General features: G+C 56.0%; 19 protein-coding genes and 6 pseudogenes. 9 read left to right on the plus strand and 16 right to left on the minus strand.

Annotated elements, in window-relative coordinates; translation table 11 throughout:
- Positions 1 to 3: 3 nt before the first annotated feature.
- Together ACXHXG_RS24405 and ACXHXG_RS24410 are read right to left on the minus strand one after the other, a co-directional pair.
- Entirely contained in the window at positions 4 to 810 is an 807-nt protein-coding gene (locus tag ACXHXG_RS24405; RefSeq protein WP_457901006.1) for an ABC transporter permease, read from the minus strand.
- 212 nt (positions 811 to 1,022) lie between these two features.
- A protein-coding gene (locus ACXHXG_RS24410; RefSeq protein ID WP_457901007.1) for an IS630 family transposase occupies positions 1,023 to 1,971 on the minus strand; the annotation gives its coding sequence in 2 pieces (ribosomal slippage) (positions 1,023 to 1,634 and positions 1,636 to 1,971; 948 coding nt in all).
- A gap of 108 nt (positions 1,972 to 2,079) precedes the next feature.
- On the opposite strand from ACXHXG_RS24410, the gene ACXHXG_RS24415 reads away from it, so the two are divergent.
- On the plus strand, positions 2,080 to 3,102 hold the full coding sequence (locus ACXHXG_RS24415; protein ID WP_457901008.1) for an IS110 family RNA-guided transposase: 1,023 nt from the start codon (positions 2,080 to 2,082) through the stop codon (positions 3,100 to 3,102).
- A 357-nt stretch (positions 3,103 to 3,459) separates the two neighbouring features.
- On the opposite strand, the gene ACXHXG_RS24420 is transcribed toward ACXHXG_RS24415, so the two are convergent.
- From ACXHXG_RS24420 to ACXHXG_RS24435, 4 genes and pseudogenes are all read right to left on the minus strand, one after another.
- Positions 3,460 to 3,687 (minus strand): hypothetical protein, encoded by a 228-nt coding sequence (locus ACXHXG_RS24420; RefSeq protein ID WP_457901009.1) that lies wholly within the window; start codon positions 3,685 to 3,687, stop codon positions 3,460 to 3,462.
- 913 nt (positions 3,688 to 4,600) lie between these two features.
- Positions 4,601 to 5,515, minus strand: a pseudogene (gene virB9 / locus ACXHXG_RS24425) (P-type conjugative transfer protein VirB9); the annotation flags it as partial.
- Complete coding sequence (locus tag ACXHXG_RS24430) at positions 5,515 to 5,799, minus strand: hypothetical protein (protein WP_457901163.1); 285 nt, start codon at positions 5,797 to 5,799, stop codon at positions 5,515 to 5,517. The gene ACXHXG_RS24430 and the pseudogene virB9, both read right to left, overlap by 1 nt.
- Positions 5,800 to 5,841: 42 nt before the next feature.
- Positions 5,842 to 6,018: pseudogene (locus ACXHXG_RS24435) on the minus strand (TrbL/VirB6 family protein); the annotation flags it as partial.
- On the opposite strand from ACXHXG_RS24435, the pseudogene ACXHXG_RS24440 reads away from it, so the two are divergent.
- From ACXHXG_RS24440 to ACXHXG_RS24450, 3 pseudogenes are all read left to right on the plus strand, one after another.
- Positions 5,965 to 6,126 (plus strand): annotated as a pseudogene (locus ACXHXG_RS24440) (ABC transporter permease); the annotation flags it as partial. The pseudogenes ACXHXG_RS24435 and ACXHXG_RS24440 overlap by 54 nt on opposite strands.
- 88 nt (positions 6,127 to 6,214) lie before the next feature.
- Positions 6,215 to 6,466: pseudogene (locus tag ACXHXG_RS24445) on the plus strand (ABC transporter substrate-binding protein); the annotation flags it as partial.
- A 16-nt stretch (positions 6,467 to 6,482) separates the two neighbouring features.
- Positions 6,483 to 7,963 (plus strand): annotated as a pseudogene (locus tag ACXHXG_RS24450) (NAD-dependent succinate-semialdehyde dehydrogenase).
- A gap of 408 nt (positions 7,964 to 8,371) precedes the next feature.
- Here the strand turns inward: ACXHXG_RS24450 and ACXHXG_RS24455 are convergent.
- The 3 genes from ACXHXG_RS24455 to ACXHXG_RS24465 all read right to left on the minus strand — a co-directional run bounded on the left by ACXHXG_RS24455 (position 8,372) and on the right by ACXHXG_RS24465 (position 10,375).
- The gene (locus ACXHXG_RS24455) at positions 8,372 to 8,776 is read right to left on the minus strand and encodes a type II toxin-antitoxin system VapC family toxin (RefSeq protein ID WP_457901010.1); all 405 of its coding nucleotides are present in this window, start codon (positions 8,774 to 8,776) and stop codon (positions 8,372 to 8,374) included.
- Positions 8,776 to 9,021: a type II toxin-antitoxin system VapB family antitoxin gene (locus ACXHXG_RS24460; RefSeq protein ID WP_457901011.1), complete on the minus strand. Its 246-nt coding sequence runs from the start codon at positions 9,019 to 9,021 to the stop codon at positions 8,776 to 8,778. Before ACXHXG_RS24460 ends, ACXHXG_RS24455 begins: the two co-directional genes overlap by 1 nt.
- Positions 9,022 to 9,322: 301 nt before the next feature.
- A complete protein-coding gene (locus ACXHXG_RS24465; RefSeq protein ID WP_457901012.1) occupies positions 9,323 to 10,375 on the minus strand; it encodes a helix-turn-helix domain-containing protein in 1,053 nt (350 codons plus the stop codon).
- A gap of 176 nt (positions 10,376 to 10,551) precedes the next feature.
- Here ACXHXG_RS24465 and ACXHXG_RS24470 point away from each other — a divergent pair, with 176 nt between their 5' ends.
- The 3 genes and pseudogenes from ACXHXG_RS24470 to ACXHXG_RS24480 all read left to right on the plus strand — a co-directional run.
- Positions 10,552 to 11,139, plus strand: coding sequence for a TetR/AcrR family transcriptional regulator (locus tag ACXHXG_RS24470; RefSeq protein WP_457901013.1), 588 nt, complete (start codon positions 10,552 to 10,554; stop codon positions 11,137 to 11,139).
- Between the two features lie 119 nt (positions 11,140 to 11,258).
- Positions 11,259 to 11,669: a DUF1176 domain-containing protein gene (locus ACXHXG_RS24475; RefSeq protein ID WP_457901014.1), complete on the plus strand. Its 411-nt coding sequence runs from the start codon at positions 11,259 to 11,261 to the stop codon at positions 11,667 to 11,669.
- Positions 11,593 to 11,754, plus strand: a pseudogene (locus ACXHXG_RS24480) (type IV secretory system conjugative DNA transfer family protein); the annotation flags it as partial. The gene ACXHXG_RS24475 and the pseudogene ACXHXG_RS24480, both read left to right, overlap by 77 nt.
- Before the next feature lie 74 nt (positions 11,755 to 11,828).
- On the opposite strand, the gene ACXHXG_RS24485 reads toward ACXHXG_RS24480, so the two are convergent.
- The 6 genes from ACXHXG_RS24485 to ACXHXG_RS24510 form a co-directional block, all read right to left on the minus strand.
- Entirely contained in the window at positions 11,829 to 13,382 is a 1,554-nt protein-coding gene (locus ACXHXG_RS24485) for an adenylate/guanylate cyclase domain-containing protein (RefSeq protein WP_457901015.1), read from the minus strand.
- A gap of 5 nt (positions 13,383 to 13,387) precedes the next feature.
- Positions 13,388 to 13,753: a response regulator gene (locus ACXHXG_RS24490; RefSeq protein WP_457901016.1), complete on the minus strand. Its 366-nt coding sequence runs from the start codon at positions 13,751 to 13,753 to the stop codon at positions 13,388 to 13,390.
- A gap of 14 nt (positions 13,754 to 13,767) precedes the next feature.
- The gene (locus ACXHXG_RS24495) at positions 13,768 to 16,443 is read right to left on the minus strand and encodes a response regulator (protein WP_457901017.1); all 2,676 of its coding nucleotides are present in this window, start codon (positions 16,441 to 16,443) and stop codon (positions 13,768 to 13,770) included.
- Positions 16,444 to 16,478: 35 nt separating this feature from the next.
- Complete coding sequence (locus tag ACXHXG_RS24500) at positions 16,479 to 17,225, minus strand: Tll0287-like domain-containing protein (RefSeq protein ID WP_283053703.1); 747 nt, start codon at positions 17,223 to 17,225, stop codon at positions 16,479 to 16,481.
- A 420-nt stretch (positions 17,226 to 17,645) separates the two neighbouring features.
- Complete coding sequence (locus ACXHXG_RS24505; RefSeq protein ID WP_457901018.1) at positions 17,646 to 18,635, minus strand: substrate-binding domain-containing protein; 990 nt, start codon at positions 18,633 to 18,635, stop codon at positions 17,646 to 17,648.
- A 47-nt stretch (positions 18,636 to 18,682) separates the two neighbouring features.
- Positions 18,683 to 19,663: an NAD-dependent epimerase/dehydratase family protein gene (locus tag ACXHXG_RS24510; RefSeq protein ID WP_457901019.1), complete on the minus strand. Its 981-nt coding sequence runs from the start codon at positions 19,661 to 19,663 to the stop codon at positions 18,683 to 18,685.
- 212 nt (positions 19,664 to 19,875) lie between these two features.
- On the opposite strand from ACXHXG_RS24510, the gene ACXHXG_RS24515 reads away from it, so the two are divergent.
- Positions 19,876 to 20,643, plus strand: a complete 768-nt coding sequence (locus tag ACXHXG_RS24515) for an ATP-binding cassette domain-containing protein (RefSeq protein WP_457901164.1) — start codon at positions 19,876 to 19,878, stop codon at positions 20,641 to 20,643.
- A 38-nt stretch (positions 20,644 to 20,681) separates the two neighbouring features.
- Positions 20,682 to 21,680 (plus strand): ABC transporter permease, encoded by a 999-nt coding sequence (locus ACXHXG_RS24520; protein ID WP_260304108.1) that lies wholly within the window; start codon positions 20,682 to 20,684, stop codon positions 21,678 to 21,680.
- Positions 21,681 to 22,496: 816 nt separating this feature from the next.
- Here ACXHXG_RS24520 and ACXHXG_RS24525 read toward each other — a convergent pair.
- A complete protein-coding gene (locus ACXHXG_RS24525) occupies positions 22,497 to 23,501 on the minus strand; it encodes a hydrogen peroxide-inducible genes activator (RefSeq protein WP_457901020.1) in 1,005 nt (334 codons plus the stop codon).
- Positions 23,502 to 23,775 lie beyond the last annotated feature (274 nt).

A 23,775-nucleotide genomic window follows, 5' to 3' on the forward strand; every position in this document is an offset into this window, starting at 1 on the left:
CACTTAGAGCCAATAGGCGATTCGAGATCGGTAGCGTCCAAAAAACAGCAGGGCGGCACACCAGCCCACAATGGCCGTTGCGATAGAGAAGATCCAGTTGGTCACCATCGGCGGGTTGCCTAGAAGGGGCTCTCTGACGATGCTGACCAGATGATAAAAGGGATTTAAGCCCAACATAAGATGTGAGGCCTTTTCGGGCAGATGGTTTGGCATCCACATAATGGGCGTCACGTACATTCCTATCTGCATGACGTTCTGCACAATCTGTGTAAGATCTCGATATCTGGTGCATAGGACAGCAAGAACTACGGCAAGCCACAACAGATTGAACGACAGGACCACAAGGCCCGGGATTGCCAGCAGCGCGTAAAAATTCACGAACTTGCCAAAGAAGATCAAGATTAACGGGAATATAACGAGATTGTGGAACAAAATTACCGTGTTTCGCCACCAAGTTCTCATCACATAGGTAAAGAACGGAATCGGAAGCTGCAAAATTGTATCCGTGCTACTTATGAAACTGGTACAGCTCTCATTGATAGTTTGAGTACAATATCCCCATAGAATGAGACCTATGCAGATGAACGGGAGAAACTCAGCCATCGGTGTGTTGAAGATCGTTCCAAACACCAAACCAAGAGCACCAACCAACACTCCCATATTAATGGTGAGCCAAAACGGGCCAATTCTCGATCGCCGATAACGTTGGGCAACATCAAGCCAGCCAAGGAGTGTAGCCAATCGGAAATTTGAGATTGCTTCCGAAACATCTTCCCAAGCGGTCAGATTGCGTGATTTGGCCTTAGTCATATAAGTTCGATCTCTCATCCGTAACCGGACGCCCGAGTAGCACATAGAAGACAGCCTAGACAACATCCTATATCGCCCATGAGCCACTTCACCGTAAGCGGTGCATAGACCCCGTCTTGCAATAGCAAGGCATCGGGCTTGTTTGTGTGTGCTCAGGGAATGAACGTTGGTATGAATAGCTATGTCTGAACCTATGTCCGAACTAGAGCGCTTCATGTTTTGACAGAAGCGTATCCGGCGTTGACGAGATAATTGGTGCACTCGTCTGGACCGATTGTCTGGACGAGTGAGCCGAGATATCGCCAGGTGTCTTCGATGGTGCGCATTTGCGCTTTTCGCATCCAATGCTTGATCTTGGCGAAGGCCTGCTCGATTGGATTGAGGTCAGGTGAATAGGGCGGCAGAAACCAGAGCCTTGCGCCGGCGGCCTTGATCAACTGGCGTATCTGCCCGGATTTGTGGCTGCCCAGATTGTCCATGACGACGATGTCGCCTGGCCGCAGCGTCGGGACGAGTTGTTGCTCGACATAGGCCTTGAAGCATTGGCCATTGATCGGACCGTCGAAGACGCAAGGGGCGGTGAGACCATCGGCCCGAAGCGCGCCGACGAAGGTCAAAGTGCGCCAATGACCATGCGGAGCAAAGCCACGCAGGCGCCTACCCTTAACACCCCAGCCGTAGAGCGGCGCCATATTGGTCTTAATCCAGGTTTCGTCGATGAACACGAGCCTTCGAGGATCAAGTCGTCTCTGCCATGACTGCCAGCGCTTGCGCCGACGGACGATGTCAGCGCGCGCCTGTTCAAGGGCAAACATCGTTTTTTTTGAAGCGCGGCCCCTCGCGGCGCAAGAAGCGCCAAACGGCGTCATGCGAGACGATGACCCCTCTCACCGCCAGTTCGGCCTTGAGACCGTGCAGGCTGATTTGCGGGCTCTGCGCAATCCGCTCGGCTATGAAAGCGCGATGCGGTTCCAAAAGGCGTTTGCGATGCCCGCCCATCTGACCGGGCGCGACGGAGCCGCTGCGGCGATACCGCTGCGACCACTTCACAACAGATGAAACCGAGACACCAAACCGCGCCGCCACCGAGCGGCAGCTCTCTCCCGCCGCAACAGCGCCCACGACCCGTTCACGCAGATCATTCGAAAGAGGTGCGACCATTGATGCTGACCTCCTCTCAGCCAGCATCTTGATGATGTGGACGCCCCCGCACCGGGACCGCTGCTATGATGCGAGCCGATCACCCGAGACGATAGAGGAGTATTCACGATGAAGATCATCACCATTGGATTAGACTTGGCCAAAAGCGTGTTCCAAGCACACGGCATCGACGAGACCGGTTCCACCGCGTTGGTGAAGCGGCTTCACCGGAAACAAATGATACCCTTCTTCTCGAAGCTCCCACCATGCCTGATCGGAGTGGAGGCATGCGGAACGGCGCACTATTGGGCTCGCACGCTCATGGCCATGGGCCACGAGGTCCGGCTTATTCCCCCGTTTTACGTGAAGGCTTACGTTAAGCGCGGCAAGAGCGATGCATTGGATGCGGAAGCAATCTGCGAAGCGGTGCAGCGCCCGACGATGCGCTTTGTGCCTGTCAAAACGGTCGAGCAGCAGAGTATTCTGATGATCCATCGCGCTCGGTCATTGCTTGTTCGCCAACGGACCATGGTGGCAAATGCATTGCGGGCGCATCTGGCGGAACTTGGTCTCGTTGCAAACCCCGGTATTGCCAATCTCGCGACATTGGCACATCAGGCCTTGTCTGCCGAGGGTGACTTGCCACCATATGCTCGCGCTACTCTGGAGATCCTTATCCGACAGATCCTGGCATTTAACGATGAGATATCCAGGTTGGACCAGCAACTCCGGGCTTGGCACACAGAGAATGAGGCCAGCCGCAGGCTCGCGGCAATCCCCGGCCTTGGCATCGTCACAGCCACGGCTGTCGCCGCCACCGTTAGCGATCCGGATCAATTCCGTTCGGCCAGACAGTTTGCCGCTTGGCTCGGCCTAACCCCCCAACAGCATTCGACTGGGGGGAAGACCAAGCTCGGAGGCATTTCCAAGCAGGGGGATCGATACTTGCGCCGGCTGCTGGTTGTGGGTGCTACTGCCGTCATTCGACACACGAAAGACAAGTCAACACCCATGGCAAACTGGATCAGAAGGCTTTTGGAAAAGAAGCCGTTCAAGCTCGTCTCCGTCGCGCTCGCCAACAAACTCGCGCGGATCGCATGGGTCATACTGACAAGAAACGAGGCTTACCGCTCTCGCGAACTCACAGCCTGACCTCGATCCTAAACACCCCGAATTGGTAAAGGCAGTCGTTGATGTGTAACGGTCGAGCCAATGATAAGGCCAACCCGTGTGATTCAATGCGCTTCAACAGCGCGCCAACTTGATCAGGGACCTTATCGGCGGATTTCCATCAAGGCCAGCGGCCGAAAATCCTGCCGCATAAGACAGGCCGGACATATGAAAGCAACCGATCACGCTGACCCGACAAAAAGCCCTTGCCACAGGGGGCGTCCACATATGAATCATATTTCAATTGATTTGGGAATCTGGAGCCGATTCTGACAAGCAATGAACCGCTCTAGAACGTTCCAGCTGATCGAAGCCGTTGCGGATCGGTTGGAGGAGGCGTCACGGCAGTTTCGACACGGGTCCGATGAGTTCAAGGCTCAGGCGGTAGCGGCGAGCGTTTCGGCGCTGGGGAGACGCATTGGGATTGATCCCTCGCAGTTGTTCACCTAGTGGCGCAGTGCCCGTCTGAAAGCCGAGGCTGTCGTCGACACGGCTCGAACGGGCTGTGCTGCTGTGGACATCATCATCGGCGACGCAGTGATCCGTGTGGAAATCAACACGATCCATGTATAAGAGCTGCGATGGACGTCCTCCGCTGACGCATCATCGGAACCGAGTTGTATCGAAATTGCGGAAGAACCCACATTTGGGCAAATTTCAAGCTGCATCGACTACCAAACCACCACTCAAATATCGGGGGACGAGGCCATACCCGATAATAGAAGTTGCTCCTACCGGAAGTGCGCGATAATTCCTCGTATTGATTACGTCATGGATTTCCAGGCATCTTAGATGCGCGAAAATCCTGATCGGTCTTCCTGCAGGTCGAAGCCTGCTGCTCGCCGGCGGCCCTCTGATTTTTTGCCGCAGGCAAAGTCTTCGCATAACTGCAGGCGCAGATGGCACCCGTTCGGCTCAAAGAGGACCAAGCGCCCGGATCAGCTCGCAGGGCCGACGCTGCTTATCTTTAAGGTGCCAGTGCGGTCGGGTTCGAGTGCGTCTCATCAGCGGTGAACTGATCACATACTAGGTAAGCGGCGGCAAGGCTTTGACAAGTCCCCCCAAACAAGAGTTCGGTTCCGGTTAGGCCGACCAGCCTAATTGGCGTCATCGTTAGCGAACGATCGAAGTTTGACGGCATCGCCTTCGATCTCGCTGGCAAGAACATTACCGCGGTTCAGCGACTTTCATCTTTGCGCCGAGTGGATTGCGCAGTAGGCTCAAAATAGATTTCACTCACTCGAAATTGCCCGTTGATCCGCTTGCACTGAACAATGATATCGATCGCAATCTTGAGCAGACTGCGGATGTCGTCGCGTTCCAGATCGCGTCCGCCGTCGGATTCCTTCACCAGCAACGTCAACTGTTCAAATGCCAAACGCGCGGAGTCCGCATGCACCGTCGTGATCGACCCTGGATGACCCGAGTTTATGTTTCGGATGTAATAAAAGGCCGAACCATCACGCAACTCCTGAAGAAGGATGCGGTCGTAAGCCTCATTGAAGATGCAAAGCACATCTCCTCCCCGCCGCAGGATAAATTTGCGACTGATCGCATGGACGAGTACCAAGTCCCCATCCACCGACTTCGGTAGCAGACTTTCGGTACCATCAGAGTTTTCCATATAGATTGTCGGCATTTCCTGATTGCCGCTGAAGGCGAAAGTGGTGATCTTGCCGTTGTCGTAAATCACCTGGGGTTCGAGGGCGGCCGACCCTTGTGCCGAGTAACGCCAGTTGCGTGGCCCGTACCGCTCGTGCAACGCCAGCACCCTATCGGCTTCGCTAGCCTGCGCCGCCTGCGTTTGCGCTGCTGCCTGTTCCCGCCGGCGTTCCGCCTCGTCGGCAGGATAACGGTATTTGACATGGAAATACGTGTCCTGGCCGGCCGCAACCGGTCCATCGCGAACGGTAAGCTCCATTTGATAGCTACGCGTCGAACCATCCTGTCTTGTGGTGACCACCGAGATGTTCGTCAGCGGTTGGTTCTCTCGCGGTTTCAGGAAGAGCATATTGCCTGCGGGCGCGACCTCCCAGGCCACCGTGTTTCCAAGCGCCACATGGGCGATTTCTTCGTCGGCGGCAAACTCGATCTGGACGGAGGAGCGTAGTGAACCCACGACCTTCGTGATGTTATAGGGCTGATAGTCCACGAAGCGGATGCGATTATCCCGCGGTGCGCCGCCCGGCGTCTCAAGGGCGAGAGCGACGAAAGGTTCGACCGTCTTCAATGGCGTCAACCCGGCAACGGCAAAGGTCGATGCTGCCGCAAGAACGCTGGCGACAACCGCCACATACCAAGCAATGCGGGCAGAACGCTCCAACTGGATCATGCGATCCAGGTCGAAACGCCGCGCCTTTTCGAAATAGCTCTTGAGATTGTCGGTCGTGACCATCAGCTCTGCCCAGTACAAGGGCGATAGGAGCCCGTGACATCGAAATGTGCGAAAGCCGCTGGGGCATCGCTCATCTCTTCTTCGACATAAGCCGGCGGCGTGCCGGCAGGAGCGCCAGCGCGATTGGATTGCTGTCGCGACAGTTTGTCGTCGTCTTCCCACTGCCACATCGCGCGATTGAGTGGACGGCGCGTATAGCCGTCGCATTTGGGCAGTGACTGAGAATGAGAGGCACAGGCACCCAAAACTGATGCCATGCTTAGAAGTACAAGTATTCGGAGCATACTAAACCCGCCATTCGTTGCATGTTTGAAGCTCTGCATCGGTCAGCTTCTGCCTGAGCGTAAGCCGCGGCCAACGGCGCGAAGGCTTCGAGCAGCCGCACGCGCCATATGCGTGGCGCCCCAAGCAAGTGTGCTTTCATGCGCATCGCGCGCAGCTCCATAACCGTAGGTGAGCGAGGCGGAAAGACGATCAGCCGGAAAATGTTTGAAGACATAGACTTCAACCTTACGCCCGTCATAGCTGCTGTTTCGGCTGTTGTGGTCGCCGTTTCGCTCCTTTTGATGAGTGCAATCCATCTCCTGAATAGCCGCCGGGAGCAGCAATAGCGGCTGAACATCCGCGCTGAGCGGGTCATTTAATAAAGAGGGAAACCTGATGACGATAAAAACGGCCATCCGGCTGAACGGCATTGCTATGCTTTGTGCGGCCGCCTTCATTACAGGCGGAGTGCCTCATCCAGCGCTTGCCAGTGACCAGGTCATTATCGCCACGACGGGTGGCGTCTATGATACGGCACTGCGGAAATGGTGGTTTGATCCGTTCACAGCTAAGACCGGTATAAAGGTTGTCTCTGTTGCGGCGACTAACGCAGAGATGCGCGCCAAGGCGACGGCGATGGTCAAGACGGGCAATATGACTTGGGACCTCTACCCCGACGGTGAAATCTAGGTCAGCTCGCAGGATCATCTCGCCAGATTCACTTTTGTCGAAGCTCCGCGATCCATCGCTGGTGATCGACAAGGCCCCGGTCGCCCGGGAATGGGTGTCTCACGGCAGAGATGGCCGGACATTTGATGTATTCAATCCGTCAACCGGCGATCTAGTCGCTACGCTGCCGGACCTTTCACGCGCCGACGCCGCACGCGCGATCGATGCTGCCTACAAAGCCCAAAAAGAGTGGGCGAAGAGAACCGGCAAGGAACGCGCCACGATCCTGCGGAAGCTTTATGATCTAATGGTAGTAAACGCTGACGATCTCGCGGCCATCCTGACGATGGAAATGGGAAAGCCGCTCGCCGAAGCGAAGGGCGAGATTCTCTATGGGGCATCCTACGTCGAATGGTTCGGCGAGGAGGCAAAACGTGTATACGGCGATACAATTCCCGGTCACCAGGCCGACAAGCGCATTATCGTGCTGAAACAGCCGGTCGGCGTCGTTGCTGCAATCACGCCGTGGAACTTCCCGAATGCCATGCTTGCCCGAAAGTTTGCTCCGGCAGTGGCGGCAGGCTGTGCGATGGTTTCAAAACCCGCGGCCGAAACACCCCTCTCTCCGCACTCTCCCTGGCTCTTCTTGCCGAACGTGCTGGTCTTCCAACTGGCCTATTCAACGTAATCACCTCGCAAGACGCAGCCTCGATTGGTGCGGAATTCACCGAAAACGAAAAGGTGCGGAAACTGACTTTTACTGGCTCGACCGACGTCGGCAAGATTCTCATGCTGCAGGGAGCCGAGCAAATCATGAAGCTCGGCCTTGAACTTGGCGGAAACGCACCTTTCATCGTGTTTGATGATGCGGACATCGATGCGGCTGTCGAAGGAGCAATGATCTCGAAGTTTCGCAACAACGGGCAGACGTGTGTTTGTGCGAACCGCCTTTACGTGCAGTCTGCAATTTATGACGCTTTCACCCGGAAGCTCGTGGAAAAGGTCGGCACGATAAAGGTTGGAGATGGCTTCGAGCCTGGGGTCAGCGCCGGGCCACTCATTACGAAGAAGGCCGTTACAAAGGTCAAGGAACATATAGCTGACGCGATCGAGAAGGGCGCGAACCTCCAGATCGGTGGAAAGCCGGCCGCGGAGGGTGGCCTGTTCTTCCGACCTACCGTTCTGACCGGCGTCACATGTGAAACGAAAGTTGCCCGGGAGGAAACCTTCGGTCCGGTCGCACCGATCTTCAAGTTCGAGACCGAAGAAGATGTCGTCAAGATGGCGAACAACACGGAGTTCGGACTCGCCTCATATTTTTATTCCAAGGACGTCTCCAAGATCTTCAGGGTCGCAGAAGCGCTCGATTATGGAATCGTTGGCGTTAACACTGGCTTGATTTCGACCGAAGTGGCGCCATTCGGTGGTATCAAACAATCAGGCCAGGGTCGTGAGGGTTCGAAGTACGGAATCGATGACTACCTTGAGATTAAGTATCTTTGCCTTAGCATTTGATGCGCGATACTCGACACACAGGGTCCCGAACATCGTTCTCTACGATCTGATACCCAGGTTGGAGGCGACCATCGCACCCCGCTCCTTGCTCGATGATACAAGCTCGACGGACAGGCGAGCTCTTTTGAGGTCAAACAGAAGATAGCCAAGCTCGTCGAGCAAGAATGACAAAGGCCAATGCCGTCGGCGTTTACGCCCGTATCTGTCGAAGTTCAGAAGCGAAATGTTGGCGGCTATGTCAAACCTCCACATTTTGGAGGTCACGCAGATCGCGGGGCGCCGCGGAAAAGGGTTAATCCACCGGCAACGGACATGGAGGACGGCGAACCCGTTACCCGAGAGCCTCGCTCCGCCAGAACCGGAGGCCGGGTGCTACAAACCGATCCCGGGTCATCCCTTCAGCAAGATTCAAGGAATGGTTTCGAGGTCCGTCAACCTAAACTCGTCTGCCGTGGCGAGGATCGGTACGGCATGGAATTTGGCGCAGGCATAATGCAGGCAATCACCGAGGTTAAGTCGGCCGCGGCCGCTTCGATATCGATGCGCAGCGACAAGGGCGAGCCGCGTCGTCTCTGATGCAGGCGGAAGATCGCGAATCTCGATTTTCCGGGCATCGAGGAATTCCTCCACGATCCTTTCCACTGCCGGCACCGGAAGACTGAACTTGTCGGGTCGGGCAAGACCGAGAACAGTTTCGAGAATGGCGACGGGCGACGTAAAGGGGTGTCTGGCCAAAGCGATAGCCTCCGACACCCGAGCCGCCTCGGCCTCATCCGAAAGAAGCGCGATGATCGCACAGGCATCGACAAACATCACGCATCGTCCCACATATCGTGAAATGCTTCTCGGGGAAGGGGTTTGCGGGCGGCGTCGCTCATTAATATCCCATATTTTTTTCGCAAGCGGGCCGCCGTCTGGAGGGGTGACTCCGCGCGATTGCGACGCTCAATCGCCTCTCGCATGGCGATGACGATGGCGTCGGTAATGCCGACGCCAGCCATCTCGGCGAACTTGCGCGTTAGCGCGTCAGCTTCCGGATTGTTGACGTTGATGGGCACAAGGCATCTCCGTGTAGATGATTCCTTAAACCAATGTAGTTCATCGCACAGCCATTTCCAAGGACACTGAGTGCATCTCGACGTGGTATTTATGAGTTCCACCAAAGGCGCGGCCCGATGCACGCCTTGAATGAATGCGCACCACTGTCACTACGATTGCTCGGCACGCAAATCCCGTGCCTGAATCTTTAGCGCGTCAACGTGAATGAATTGGAAGAGCCGCAGATGGATAGGCGGATCCAAACCACAGAAGAACGCGTAGGTAGATCGGAGACATTATGAAATGCATTACCGGCTATTTTCAATTGCCGGGCACGCCGAACGGCAATGTCCAACCCGAGGGCCGGTTGACATGCTCTTGATGGTAATGGGCAGTGGCTTGTTTCAGCATGGAGCCGGTGCGAATATTCTCAAGTGTTTCGCCGGGCGTATGACCGAATTCGGTTTTGAATAGACGGTAGAAGTATTTCTCGTTCGAGAAGCCATGCCTCCAGGCGATTTCGGCGATATGAGGCTGCGGCCGGCTGGGATCTGCCAGCACTTGGTAAGCACGGCACAGCCTCCTGCGCTGTATTTGCCGCATGACGCCGCCGCTGCCATCGAACAATTGGTAGAGTTTTGCCCGTGACAGGCCGACGTCCCGGCAAATCCGATCGGGTGTGAGATCGACATCCAGCAAATGCGTATCGATGTAACGCAGGATGCGATTATGCAGCGCGTCTCGAACGGGCCCGCTGGCCTCGATCAGCGCATCCGGCGTCGGGGAGACCGCCGCGGTGACAAGCTGCAGGGTCGATTGAACGACACAGGGGATCTCATGTTCGCTAAGGCTTGCAAGGTTTCGCAACAGCGAAAGCAGATGGTCGCCAAGAAGACGACCTACGCCACCCGCCAACGTCTGCCCGTGCAAAAGCGCGGTCCAGCTCGGAAGGAGATCTCTCGGCACCACCAAAGAGATCACGTCGCCCGCCTCAACCAGGCCTTCATTCACCTGAGCGGCATCAAGGACGAACAGATCGCCCGCTGCCTTTACGGGCTGAGGCGTGCTCCATCGGCACAAATATCGGCCACTCACCATTAAGATGAACCGAAAGAAATCATGACCGTCAGTCCGGATGCGGCGCTCAGCTCGACTGGTTTCGTGGATCGAAAATCGTGTCTGATTGAGCCACCGTCTACCGGATAGGATAAGAGGACCCAGAGCAGCGCCGGTTGCTTCAGCGTCGAACGCGATAGAAGCATCGCTCCGCAAGATGCAATCGCAGTGATTGTCGCTGACCCAAGCGTGAAACCGATCTTTTTCAGGAAAGTCGAGTGTCGAAAAATTGAACATCGGGGTGGAATTCTGCGCCATTGAACTTTGCCTCTAGCGGCCGCGGCTTTTGAACATATGCAGCAATAAGTTGAGTAACTAAGCTGGATTGGTTGATGGAATAGATAGAACGATCGGTATAATATGTCCATATGTAACCGTTGGACAAAGAAGTCTCATAAGTCCTATTCCAAGGATGAATTTGACTTGAGGCATCAATGAGCCCGAAAAAAGAGCAGCTTATCGCGGTCGCGACCGACTTGTTTTCAAGGCACGGCTTTCATCCGGTCGGAGTCGACCGAATTTTGGCCGAAGCCGGGGTCGCCCGCATGACGCTTTACAACCATTTCCCCGGCAAGGATGATCTGATCAGCGCCGTCCTCGATCGCCGTTACCAGGACATCATGGCCAGTCTTCGCGCCTACGTCGAACCCACGGCTTCGGCAAGGGAGCAGTTGAGAGCCATTTTTGCATGGCATGAGGCATGGTTCGACACCCCGGAATTTTCCGGCTGCCTGTTCGAGCGTGCCCTTGCTGAGTTTGGCACCGACTATCCAAATATTTCCAATGTCGCCATTCAATACAAGAAAACCATGACGGCGTGGACGGGCGACATGCTGAAAACCCTTTTACCGGAACATGCCGCGACACGCGTCGCCTCGATCCTCTTGATACTGTTGGATGGCGCCACGATCGATGCTCGCGCGTTTCACGATCCGACCGTCGCCACAAGGGCATGGGGCGCTGCGGAGGCCATTATCGAACGGGAAATGGCGCTGACCTCATCGAACCCACCACGGCGTTAGCGATATCGCACCGATATCACGAAGCCCGGCATAGGGCGTCTTCAGAGTTTGGAGCGGCGATCGCCGCACGCACGCTTGAACCGAGGAGTGGGCGTATGTCAGCGAGGGGGGAGCAGCGAATGCAACATCGTTTTAAGCAGACCGCGGCGGTTTTCCTCGTCAGTATCGCACTCGCCGGCACAGCAAGCGCGGCGAACCCGTCCTACGACCATTACAAGTCCTGGCTGGTCGCCTGCGACAACGGACCGACGTGTGAAGCCAAAGGTTTCGCGAACGGGAAAATCAGCAGTCCCGACCTGCGCTTTATCCGCGCCGCCGGTCCCAATGCCACCACCGAAGTTACGATGAACGTGCCATTTCCGGTCGGCCTTAGCGATTTCCGTGCCGACGGTAAATCTTTGCATCTCGGACCGTCCTGGAAGCTGAGCCTGGACGAAAACCTGACAACGATCTCGACCTCTAATCCTGCCCCACGAGATCATGCAGTCGATGCGAAAGGACGAACAGATTATCGTTGTGCAGGGGCATAGCCCGATCCGCTGCGGGCGAGCGATCTACTTCCGACGCAAGGATATGGATCGGGCCGCAAAGGCCAATCGCTTTGTGCGGCCCTGATCACAACTCAAGATTCAAGACATCCCAGTATGTGGCATTCAAGAGTATGTGGCCGCTTAGCGCCTCACACAGGGTTATTCCAAAAGGTAGGTTGTGTATCTCCCGATCCCGCGAATATGCATGATTTCCCGCCGCGCGGGCGGGCGCCCTTCGCCAAGTGCATCGTAGGTCGTTTGCGATATCTGAATTTGACCCGGTACGCCGCAAGATTCCATTCGACTGGCAACGTTGACCGTATGTCCCCAAACATCATAGACAAAGCGCTTCCGACCAATTAGTCCCGCGATGACCGGGCCGCTATGGATGCCGATCCGCAAAGTCAGTGCTGATCCATCATCCGTGTCTCTAGGCATTTCAGCCAGCATTGCCTTGGCGAACCCAACGCCCGCCTCAGCGTGATCCACGCGAGCGTCCGGTAATCCTGACGCCGCCATATACGCATCACCAATCGTCTTGATTTTTTCGATACCATATTGATCCGCAAGTGCGTCGAAACGACTAAACAAGTCTCCTAGTCTTCGGACCAATGCTACCGCAGGCGTTCGTGCTGCAAATTCCGTGAAGTTGACGATGTCGGCGAAAATAATAGTCGCCATATCGATGCGATCGGCGATCACTTCCTCTCCGTCCGCAAGCCGCTGCACGACCTGCGCCGGAAGAATTGCTTGAAGTAAAGTGTTTGCCCGCTCCTTCTCGAACTCTATCCGTGCCAAATATTCCTTCTCGCGCGTTCGCCAACGACGTCGCTCAAGACAGGCGGCAATGCGCGCTTTAAGCAGGACGGGATTGATCGGTTTGCGAAGATAGTCCTCCGCCCCAGCCTCAATGCAACGGGCAACTGCGTTGTCATCCTTCAGGCCAGAAATCATCACGACTGGGATATCTCTAAACTGTCGGTTCGATTTAAGCTGGCCGAGAAGCTCTATTCCGTTCATGTCCGGCATCAGGACATCGGCCAATACCAGATCGAATTCCTGCTGACCGAAGATATGAAGCGCCTCCTTGCCGGAGCTTGCCGCAACGACACTGTGTCCATCGCGGCAGAGGCGTCTGGACAGGAGATCGCGATTTGACGCCGTGTCGTCGACGATGAGGATACGTCCTGCGTGTTCAGTGACGGCCGAAGGGCGGGTTGCCATTGTCCTAGCCAGATCGGCGGCGATCGTTCCGTCAAATTTCGGCTGAAATTCGTGATCCGCATCGAGGGACGACCCATCAAGTGTTTCGTCAATCTGCGCAAGCAAATTGCGGCTTTCACGAATGACCTTTGACACATCCTCCAGCAGACGCGTCGGCAAGGTGTCGGTAAAGTCCTCGATCAACATCTCGGAATAACCGAGAATGGCATTCATGGGCGTTCTGAGATCGTGCCGTAAAAGTTTATCGACCGAGGGGGCGTTCCCACTCTCCGGCGCTTCAACGTCGAGAAGCCGCTTGATCAGTGCGTTCAACTCCCGGGCGGCGCTTAATATCCTTTCAAGGTCCGGCAAAGCATCACTGGGTCCCGCTTCACGCACCTCCTCCGTAATCAGTTCCTGATAACCTAGAATGGCTTGGGCCGGATCCACGATGTTTTGGGCGATTTTGGCGATATACATGCGATGCCCGATGTCGCGAGATTGAGCCATGATTGCTACCCTCCGGTCAAACGCGCGATCTTGTCGAGCAGACCCGGCAGTTCGATCGGTTTGGTATCGTAGTCGTCACAACCTGCCTCGATTGCCTTTTCCCGGTCGCCGGCCATGGCATGGGCAGTAAGTGCGATCACAGGTATGGCAGCGGTGAGGGGATTTCGTTTGATCCGCTTTGTTGCTTCCCAGCCGTCGATCACAGGAAGGCTCATATCCATCAGAACCAAGTCCGGTCGCTCGGTCATGGCAGCCTCGACCCCGGCGAGCCCGTCGGTTGCGCTGACAACTTCGTAACCGCGTTTCTCCAAGCGGCGGGAGAGCATATCGCGGTTCATCTCATTGTCCTCGACGAGAAGAATTTTGACCATGCCAACCTCTCTCCTCAAGCCTCTTCCTTTTGCGGAAGATGCCGCTTTAAAGCTGCAATCAGATCGGTGCGACCTTTGGTTCCCTTTCTGACGATTTCCTTGGCCCGAACACCCAACCAATCCAGCTCTTCCCGCGTCAAGTCTTTCGACGTGACGATAACGACGGGAATATCTGCCAAGTCGTTCCGGTCCCTGATCACCTGAAGGAACGTGAAACCATCCATGTTCGGCATCATCAAGTCGAGAACCATAATCGTGGGCCGTCCGGCCTCGAGTTGCTTAAGACCATGATGACCGTCAGCCGCCTCCCGAACCCTCCAACCCTCGCGGACGAGGACCCGGCGAAAAAGATCGCGCGTCGCAGGATCATCGTCGACGATAAGCACATCATGACGTGCTTCACCGGCAACTGCGTTCAGAGTATCGACGAGTTGTTGGGGATCAATTGGCTTGATCAAATGGTCAACAGCCCCGAACGCGAGGCCCATCTCGCGATCGGCCACAACTGTCGCGAGGATGACGGGAATATCGCAGATTGCCTCGTCCGACTTGATTTCGCGCAGGACGGACCAACCGTCTTGACCAGGCATGATCACGTCAAGAACGACGGCGTCCGGATGCAATTTGCGGATTTTTGCCAAGCCCTCTTCCCCGCCCCTCGCCTCGATCACGGCAAAACCTGCGCCGCGAACCGCGTCGGAGACGAATTTGCGAGCCCGCGCCTCATCATCGACCACGAGAACTGTTGGACGTGCGCCCGCATCTTCAAGGGCATCGCTTTGCGGCGCATTTTCCTGAACAATATCGGTTCTGGTGATTGCCGGAATTGTGAAACGGAAGGTCGAACCCTTTCCGAATTCGCTGTCGACGGTAATGGCACCTCCCATCATCTTTACGAAATGCTGTGTGATGGTCAGACCAAGGCCGGTCCCGCCGTAATTCCGCGTCGTCGACGAATCCACCTGTACGAATGCATGAAATAGCTTTTTCTGCTGTTCGTTCGTCATGCCGATTCCGCTGTCACTGACGGCAAATTCGAGCCATTCGCCCAGTTCGTCCTCATAGCGCCGCACCGAAAGCTTGATCTCACCGTTCTCCGTAAATTTGGCGGCATTCGAGAGAAGATTGAATAGGTTCTGCCGCAACTTCGTCTTATCGGTCTCGATCTGGTCCTGCTCCACGGAGGCACTCACCAGCAGACGGTTGCCCTTTTTGGCGATCAGCGGCGCGACGGTATTTTGAACATCGGCAAGGAGCTGTCTCAGACTGAGGCGCTCAACGTAAAGCTCCATCTTGCCCGCCTCGATCTTAGAGAGATCGAGAACGTCGTTGATAAGCGCCAGGAGATGGCGTCCCGAGCCCATGATTTTATTGAGATCCGCAATAAATTCGGTTTGTCCGAGATCGCTGGCATCCTCGATGAGCATTTCGCTATATCCGATGATCGCATTCAAAGGAGTGCGCAGCTCGTGGCTCATGGAGGCCAGGAAACGGCTCTTCTCTTCACTGGCGACCTCCGCGCCACGCTTTGCCTCCTCCAGCTCCGCCTGTCGGTTCTTCAGATCCGATATATCCGTGTAGACCGCCACGGTGCCGCCCTCCGGCGTCTTTCGCTTGGCAATGCGCAGCCATGTTCCATTGGCGAATTGCCGCTCGATCATGCCGCGCGGCTCGCGGTGACGCTGCATGGCCTCAGCGATCCAATTTTCTATGCCGCCGCCTCCAATATCAGTCGTGCCGCGTTCTGCCTGCGCTCGAACGATATCTTCAAAGGCTCTTCCCGGCGTCATTAGGTCGGCAGTGCCGGGAAACAGTTGAAGATAGCGTTGGTTGACCAGAACCAGCCGATCGTTCGCGTCAAAGAATGCGAAGCCATCGGGGATGGTTTCGATCGCCGTCATCACGGTGTTGCGCTGGCGCTCGGCGGCGGCTTCAAGCTCGCGACGCTCTGCCTGGCTGTCACGCAGCAACCGCAGCGTCTTTGAAAGTGTCCCGAATTCATCGCTGCCTTCTGGCGGCAGTTCGACGTCCTCCTCTCCCCTCGTCAGTTGGGTCATCGCCCTGTCGATCCGGCCAAGCGGCACAAGGATAGAGCGGAGCACCAGCCAAGTCATCAGAATGCAGGCCAGCGTCGTCACGCTGGCCGCGATCAGAGCACGCAAATAGGTGTTGCGCGCCGTTGCGTCGGCTGCGTCACGCGCCAGATCAGCTTCGTTCTCGAGACGCTGCTCAAGGGACATGAGCACGGAATCGATTTGGTCGCTATAGCTTCTGGCAGCCGCCAGTCGCGTGTTTCCTATGACCCTGTTGTCGTTTGTGTAGGCATCAACGGCCTGCATCGCTTTTTCAAAGTAAGCATCCGAACCCTTTTGGATCGTGTTGGCTTCATCGGGTGCGAAGACCTTGATGCGAACGAGGTCTTGTTCGAGAGCTTTGCGGGCTTCTTGCGCGCGCCGTTCCGAAAGCGTCAACAGGCTGACCGATAGATCCGTTAGCCAATAGCGAACCTCGCCAAAATGGCGATGCGCCTTGGCAGCATCGTCGAACATATGAAAGCGCGCATTCGCCTCCTCGACACGCCGCTGATTTTCACGCAGGTCATGCGCCATAAAGGCGACGCTGAGGAGCAACGCGACCAAAAGCGCGGCCGAAAGACAGATAAGGCGAAGCGGAATCTTTCGATCGGTCAAGCGGCCGATCCGCATTGGAATGGTGACAAAGGCGCTCATTTAAACAGCGTAATGCTGATCGCGCCGGCTAACTCGCCTTCAGCTTTACCCTCCTTCGGGTAGCCTGTTACATCAACCTCGCCTTTAGGTCCGCCGTGACACGTCAGGCAGGATGCCGAGTAGTATTCAGGGATTAGCATGCGAAAAGATTGACGGCCGTTCACCTCAACCTCCTCGGTAAAGGGTTTGCCTTTCGGCCAATCGGGAGATAGAAAATTGCTCTCGATCACATGCTGCTCCCACTGATCCGGGCGCGCCTTGCGATTGCGGATGAGCTCCTCCGGCGCAGTCACCTTCATCTTCGCCTTGTCGCCGACCTTTTCCCCGAAACGTTCATTGACCAACCGAGCAAAAGTCGAGGGAATGAAGCCCTTAAAGCCCACTCCTTTCATATCGATCATGCTTTGATGTTCGTCGACAACTTCCTTTATCGCCGCGACCTGCGCGTCGAACAATTGCTTGTCGAAAGGATTGTAATTTTGATCCGATATGGAATCGCCCTTGCGCTGGGCAAAGATCTGTAGCGCTTCGTTGACGACGCGTTGACCCGTGAGGTCCTTTTCTCCGAGGGATTCGTCGTTGATAAGCTTTTGATAACCCGAAATGACAGTCCGGCTGGCGCGTAACAACGCGGCAAGCCGTTCACCCGTTCTCATGTCATCTTCGTCGGCAAGAACAAAGCCCGCCAAAAGAAAGGTCGCGGCGCATGCCAAACAGACACCAGATATCACACCACGCCGCATGTTGAGCCTCGTAGTACAGGACCCGGGTCGCGATAGTATCAGCTTGTGCTAAAATTCAAAAGTCATTAGTAATGGTCAAGGATGCCTCAGAGCCCCCTTTCACGCTGCGACGACGATGGATATTGCGCCAAGTAGGCGGCCATCACTTCCGCTGCGGAGCAAACATGCAGCGGCATTTAACGTGGTTCCCCTGACATCCGGCGGCTCCCCTTTCGAAGCCGCCCCTATGCTCCAAACTTCTTGCCCGGCACCGATGCAGGCAATCCCACTCGACATCGTGGCTTGGGTCGATGCTCATAAGCGTGCCGAAGCTGGAAAACCACATAAACGTTTAAGCCTCGCCGTAGCTGACTGTCACGATCGCTACACCATGCGATGTCAACCGAAGCATGCGAATACGGCATGCTTCGGTTGGAGCTTTTACTTCTGAATGCAGGTGTCGACGGTATCTTTTGTACATTCGTCGAGCCCGGTGAAGACCGGATCTTCGACCGGCTTGCCGGCGATGAGGTCCATCATCACGGACGGCGCCTTGTAACCCATCTCGAACGGCCGTTGGCCGACAAGCGCCGTCACCAAGCCTTCCTTGGCAATCGCCACTTCGTCGCCGATCGTATCCGCGGCGCCGATCACGAACTCGTTCTTGCCGATTTTGTCGGCCATCGGCTTGAACAGATCGCGATAGGGTTGCGGAGCGCCGAACAGCGGCCAGCCTCCCATAATGCCAAAAGCGTCGAGGCTTGGATTTGCAGCCAGGATATCGGTCATCGCTTGAACGCCCTTGGCGCCGTCGTCATTGGTGAACACCGGGCAACCTGCGACTTCCGTCCAGCCGCCCTCACCCTTCAGCGCAGTAAGGCCTTTTTTCCCTGTTAGCGTGTCGCGCATACCTTGAGCACGACGAAGGATGTTGTCGGCGCCAGGATTGCCTTCGATCGTGCAGATCTTGCCGCCGTTCGGTTTGGCCTTCTTGATGTATTCGCCAATGCGCGCACCCATCAGATAGTTGTCCGTCCCAAGATAGGTTTTGCGCAACGCTGCGTCCTCGGCCGCAAGATCGGCATCGAGCGTCATGACCGGCACCTTAGGGCTGGCCGTCTTCAGGGTCTGGGCAATCAATTTGGCGTTCGAGGGCGAAATAGCGATCGCCGCGGTTTCGGCCTTGCCGAGCACGTCCTGCACGATCTGCGCTTCGCCGGCTTCATCCGATGTCGAGGCCGGACCAGTGTAGAAGCACTCATATTCGGAGTTCGCATTCTCCTTGTTCCACTTCTGGCAACCCTGGTTGATTGCTTCGAAGAACGGGTTGTCCAAGCCCTTCACGACGATGACAAGCTGTTTCTTGGCCGCCAAGGCTTGTCCGGCCGTTAGCGCCAATACCGCGACTGTAAGCAACAATGCCTTCCTCATAGCTTCCTCCCCTTTGAAGAAGGCGGGCACCACTGCCCGCCCCGTGATCAACCCGGATACCAGATGATGCGAGCTTCCCCTTCCGAACGCTCGTATCCCCAGGCCGAGTCGATAAGCATTTCCAGATCGTAGATGGGGCTCCAATTGAGCAGGTACTTAGCCTTGCTGTTGTCCATCCAGTTCGAATGGAACTGGCTGCCTATATCGATGGAACCGAGACCCCGGGTACGCGCGAGATAGGCGGCGACCTCGCCATAGTCGACCGGACGATCCATGCAGATGTTGAAAAGCTGTCCCTTAGCGCGCGGATTGTCGATGGCCGAAAGCATGGCTGAGACAAGGTCTTCGACATGGACAAAATTGCGCTTCAGCGGGCGTCCATCCGCGTCGCGTAGCAGCGGTACTGTGCCGTCCCTTGCATAGCGCGCGGCGTCGGCCTGAGGGACAAGCGTCTTCCAGTCGGGTCCGCCGAAGACGTCATCGCCGAATGAAAGCGAGAATCTGAAGTCGTCTTTTTCCATGATCCAAGGCGCTCGCAGGCAGCAGCCGTTGAGGTCGTATTGAATGCCGAATTGCTCCAGCATCACTTCTTCCAGGACCTTCGAAAGCGCATAGCATCCCGGATAAGCCCGATGCGGTGTGGCTTCGGTAATGGGTGTCTCGTGACGATAATAGAAATGACCGATACCGGCGTCGCCGCCGATAAGGATGAACTGTCGTGCCGTGGGACTGCTGCGGAAAGCCTCGAGCAGCCAGAAAAGTCCCTTTACCGTCACGTCCATCACATCGGCAGGCGTTTCCTTGCATGTGGCGAGATGCACGACATGGGTGACACCCGTAAGCGCCTTGGCGACGGTTTCCCCGTCGGCAATCGAGCCTTGTGTGACCTCGACCCGCTCTGTTTCAGGACACAACCGATTATGGCAAAGCGCGCGTATGCGCGCCTTTGAAAATCGTGGATCGCCAAGCACTCCGGCAATAAAATGCTGCCCAACCTTGCCCGTTGCGCCGGTGACAAGGATTAACATACTCTCCTCCGGCAACAGCTAATGTAAGGATACCTTCGCGCGTCGACGGAATTGTACTACAAACGAATAATTGTAGGGAAGACGGTAAATTAGTGACATTCGATTGACGATTTCGCGCGGTTCTGAGTAAATATTGTTGATGCTCGCAGGGAGGAGACCGGCGGGCAAAATCGCAGCTCAAATCGAAACGAATATATTCGGAAAGGGCGAGCCTGCGGCTTTGGGAGGCTAGAGGGCCGGTGGCAGTTCTTGAGCTCGCCAACATCTCAAAACATTTCGGCGCCATCCAGGCGGTAAACGACGTTTCGTTCTCGTTGGAAGCGGGAGAGGTCGTCGGATTGATGGGCGACAATGGCGCGGGCAAATCGACGCTGGTCAAGATGATTGCCGGCAACTTTCGGCCGAGCCACGGCACGATGAGCCTCGATGGGGAGGAGCTCGTCTTGCATCGGCCGGTAGAAGCACGCCAGCGCGGCATCGAGATCGTCCACCAGGATCTGGCTCTCTGCAACAATCTGACGGCTGCAGCAAACGTCTTTCTGGGGCGCGAGCTTCGCCTCGGCCTCGGCCCCTTGCGGATCCTCGACTATAAAGCGATGTACAAGCGCGCCGGCGAGATTTTCAAGGAGCTGAAGTCCGAGACGCGTCCGCGTGACCTCGTTAAGCAGATGTCAGGCGGCCAGCGGCAGGCCGTCGCGATCGCCCGCACGATGCTGGCGGAAGCAAAGCTCGTGCTCATGGATGAACCAACCGCCGCGATTTCCGTTCGCCAAGTGGCCGAAGTGCTGGCTTTGATCCGCCAACTTCGAGATCGTGGCATCGCCGTCATTCTGATCAGTCACCGCATGCCGGATGTCTTTTCCGTGGCCGACCGGGTGATTGTGATGCGGCGCGGGCGGAAAGTGGCCGACAAGCAGATCGGGGCAAGTTCACCCGAAGAAGTCACAGGGCTCATCACCGGCGCGATCGAACAAGTATAATCGAAGGCCGTGCCGGTATCGAAAGCAAGCGAGGTCGAATGGCAATTACTCTTGATCAAACGATCGCACGCAAGCAGCGGAGTTGGCTCGCTGCAATTTTCGGCAGCCAGACATTCTGGGTGCTGATTGCCGTCATCCTTGCCTGTATTTTCCTGTCATTCGCCACGAGTTCGTTCGCAACATCCACCAACCTCTACAATATCACCCGCAATGTCACCTTCGTGGCGATCATCGCGCTTGGAATGACGCTCGTCATCATCACCGGTGGTATCGACCTGTCTGTCGGCTCCGTGCTCTGCCTTTGCAGCATGGTGCTCGCAGTCGTCATGCATGCCGGTTACGGGATCGGCACGGGCATTGCCGCGTCGATCGGCACAGCCCTCATCGTAGGAGCCTTCAACGGAGTCCTGATCGCCTATCTCGGCTTTCCGCCGTTCGTCGTCACGCTCGGCATGTTGTCGATCGCCCGCAGCCTGGCGATGGTCGCGTCCAATAACACAGTCGTCTTTCAATTCGGACCGGATCACGACAAGCTCCTTGCACTTGGCGGTGGCGCCTGGCTCTTCGGCATTGCAAACCCGGTGCTTTACATGATCGCGCTAGCGCTTCTGACCGGGTTTGTGCTGCGATGGACCAGATTTGGCCGCTACGTCTTTGCCATCGGCGGCAACGAGCATGCCGCAACGCTGACCGGCGTTCCGGTGCGAAAGATCAAGGTTGCAGTCTATATCCTTTCGGCTCTGTCTGCCGGCGTCGCTGGCATTATTCAAACGGGCTGGCTCGGTGCCGTCACCACGAATATAGGCGCTGGGATGGAACTTCAGGTCATTGCCGCAACTGTTATCGGCGGCGCCAATCTTGCCGGAGGCGTCGGCACGGCGTTCGGCGCACTGATCGGTGCGGCCCTGATCGAAGTGATCCGCAATAGTCTCGGCCTTCTTGGCATCAATGCCTTCTGGCAGGGCACCTTTATCGGTGGCTCGATCGTGCTTGCTGTCTTATTCGACCGTATCCGCAACTTCCGCCAGAGCGAATAGGATGGTGCGGATCACTGCATTCCGCACAAGTTCGAAAGGCGTATTTGCGCCCACGTGCGCAGGAATTCTTGCGTCTGAGGTAGTTTGGATAAGATTTCGCCAGCTTGGCCGCTAATATTTATGGTCGAATCCGTTACTTTGCATGCACCAATATCCAGTGTCACTGTCGCCACAACCTTGCCGTCCAGTGGTGATAACTGGAGAAAGGAATCTGAACTCGATCCGCAAGTGAGAGACACGTTTGCGGTGACAGAAACACCACTTGGAGCTGTACAGAAATCAACGGCCGTTACCTCAAGCCTCCTGGTGCGATTTGGTCCCGAAGGCATCTGCTCGCATAGCTTCGCACTCGCAATTATTGAACTGACTTGCTGCCATTCCGGGCTTTTCAAAGCTGACCAACAGCCAGCCGAGGCCAGATCTGAAAAGGTTACAGATAATCCTGCAGAAATACCGAGGACTTCCGCGAATTTGACAAATCGGCCGCTCATTGGACCGCTTTCTCTATTTTTAAGACATTAAATTCTACATGGATTTAGAGTTGTCTTCAACTGCCAAGGCTTTGTAAATACTACCATAAATTTTCACACGCATTTGTTGCAAACAACGAGAGTGTTTGGCAATATCGTTCTTGAATGCTTTTACCGGTATCAATTTTTTCTGGCGGCATGGCCGCTGCGTAGACCCGTTCGGCTCATTGGCACGCTGCTGATTACCGTCGCGTGCTTCATCGCAATGTCGACGCGTAGCGATGATCCCCGAACATCACAATTCAAGTTTGATATGAGCCAAAGCAAAGCTTCATGCGCTCAGTCATCACTGGGATGAACCGATTGGCGATGCGTCATTGGCTGTACGGCTGTCAACGGCCGGCATGCGAGTGCTCAATCCTGGATCGTGCGGCCGCGAAAGCGACTTGTGCCGCTCGCGCATCGCCTCGGCTGATTGGCGAACGACTTCGGATATCTCGAGGAACTGTTTGGTCAGGGGGCTGGTCTTTCGCCAGATCATGCCGATCGTTCGCGATGGTTCAACATTATGAAAATGGGCGATGGACACGGGCGCCGAACGCGTCTCCACAGCTACTGCCATTTCCGGGATCAGGGTGACACCAATGCCGGCGCTGACCATTTGGACCAGCGTGGACAGAGAGCTGCCATCCATCAACTCCCGCGGCACTGCCGAAGACAGATTGCAGAACGACAAGGCCTGATCGCGAAAACAATGGCCCTCTTCCAACAAAAGGAGCCTCATCTCGCGCAGCGCTTCGCGATTGGGTACCGGCTTGCCTTCATCCTCGCTCGGCCGAACCAACACGAAATTTTCCGAAAACAGCGTGATCTCGGTCAACGAGGGTTCGGATACGGGCAACGCAACGATTGCCGCATCAAGCCGGCCCTCCGCCAGTTCCTGCACCAGCTTCGAGGTCTGCGTCTCGCGGACGTGAATGTCGAGCCCGTCGTGCATGCGTGTTAGATTGCCGATGATGGCCGGCAGCAGATAGGGTGCGATCGTCGGAATGATCCCCAGGCGCAACCGCCCAACGAGCCGGTTCTGCGAGGCACGCGCCATATCTGCGAGCTCATCGACAGAGCGAAGGATATCGCGGACGCGAAGTACAAACGCTTCCCCGAAACTGGTCAACCGAACCTGGCGTGCGCCTCTTTCGAAGAGCTCTGTGCCCAGCGATTCTTCCAGTTCCTTGATCTGCATCGACAAGGCGGGCTGGGAGATCGCGCAGACATCTGCCGCGCGCCCGAAGTGACCTTGTCGTGCCAGCGCCTCGAAATAGCGAAGCTGCTTGAGTGTCAAATTCGTCATAACCCTACCTTATCGCCGCAATCAGTAAATCCAACTTAAATTAATGGAACTGCTTGGCTATAGTTCGTAAAGCGCCGATGAGGTGTAGCCATTGTCACGCCTGGCTCATAAAATGGCCACGGACGATGTGCAGCTCGTTGACGTCCAGACTGTCCGGAAACACCGGTGCCTCCCAAGCTCGTTGTCGCGACGGTCTGCTTGCAAACAAACAAGGACATTTCATGTGTCTGGTACTTCGTCACCGTGCCGACCATGAAACCGGACTGCTTTTCAG

This window comes from Rhizobium sp. LEGMi-198b, from assembly GCF_054114205.1.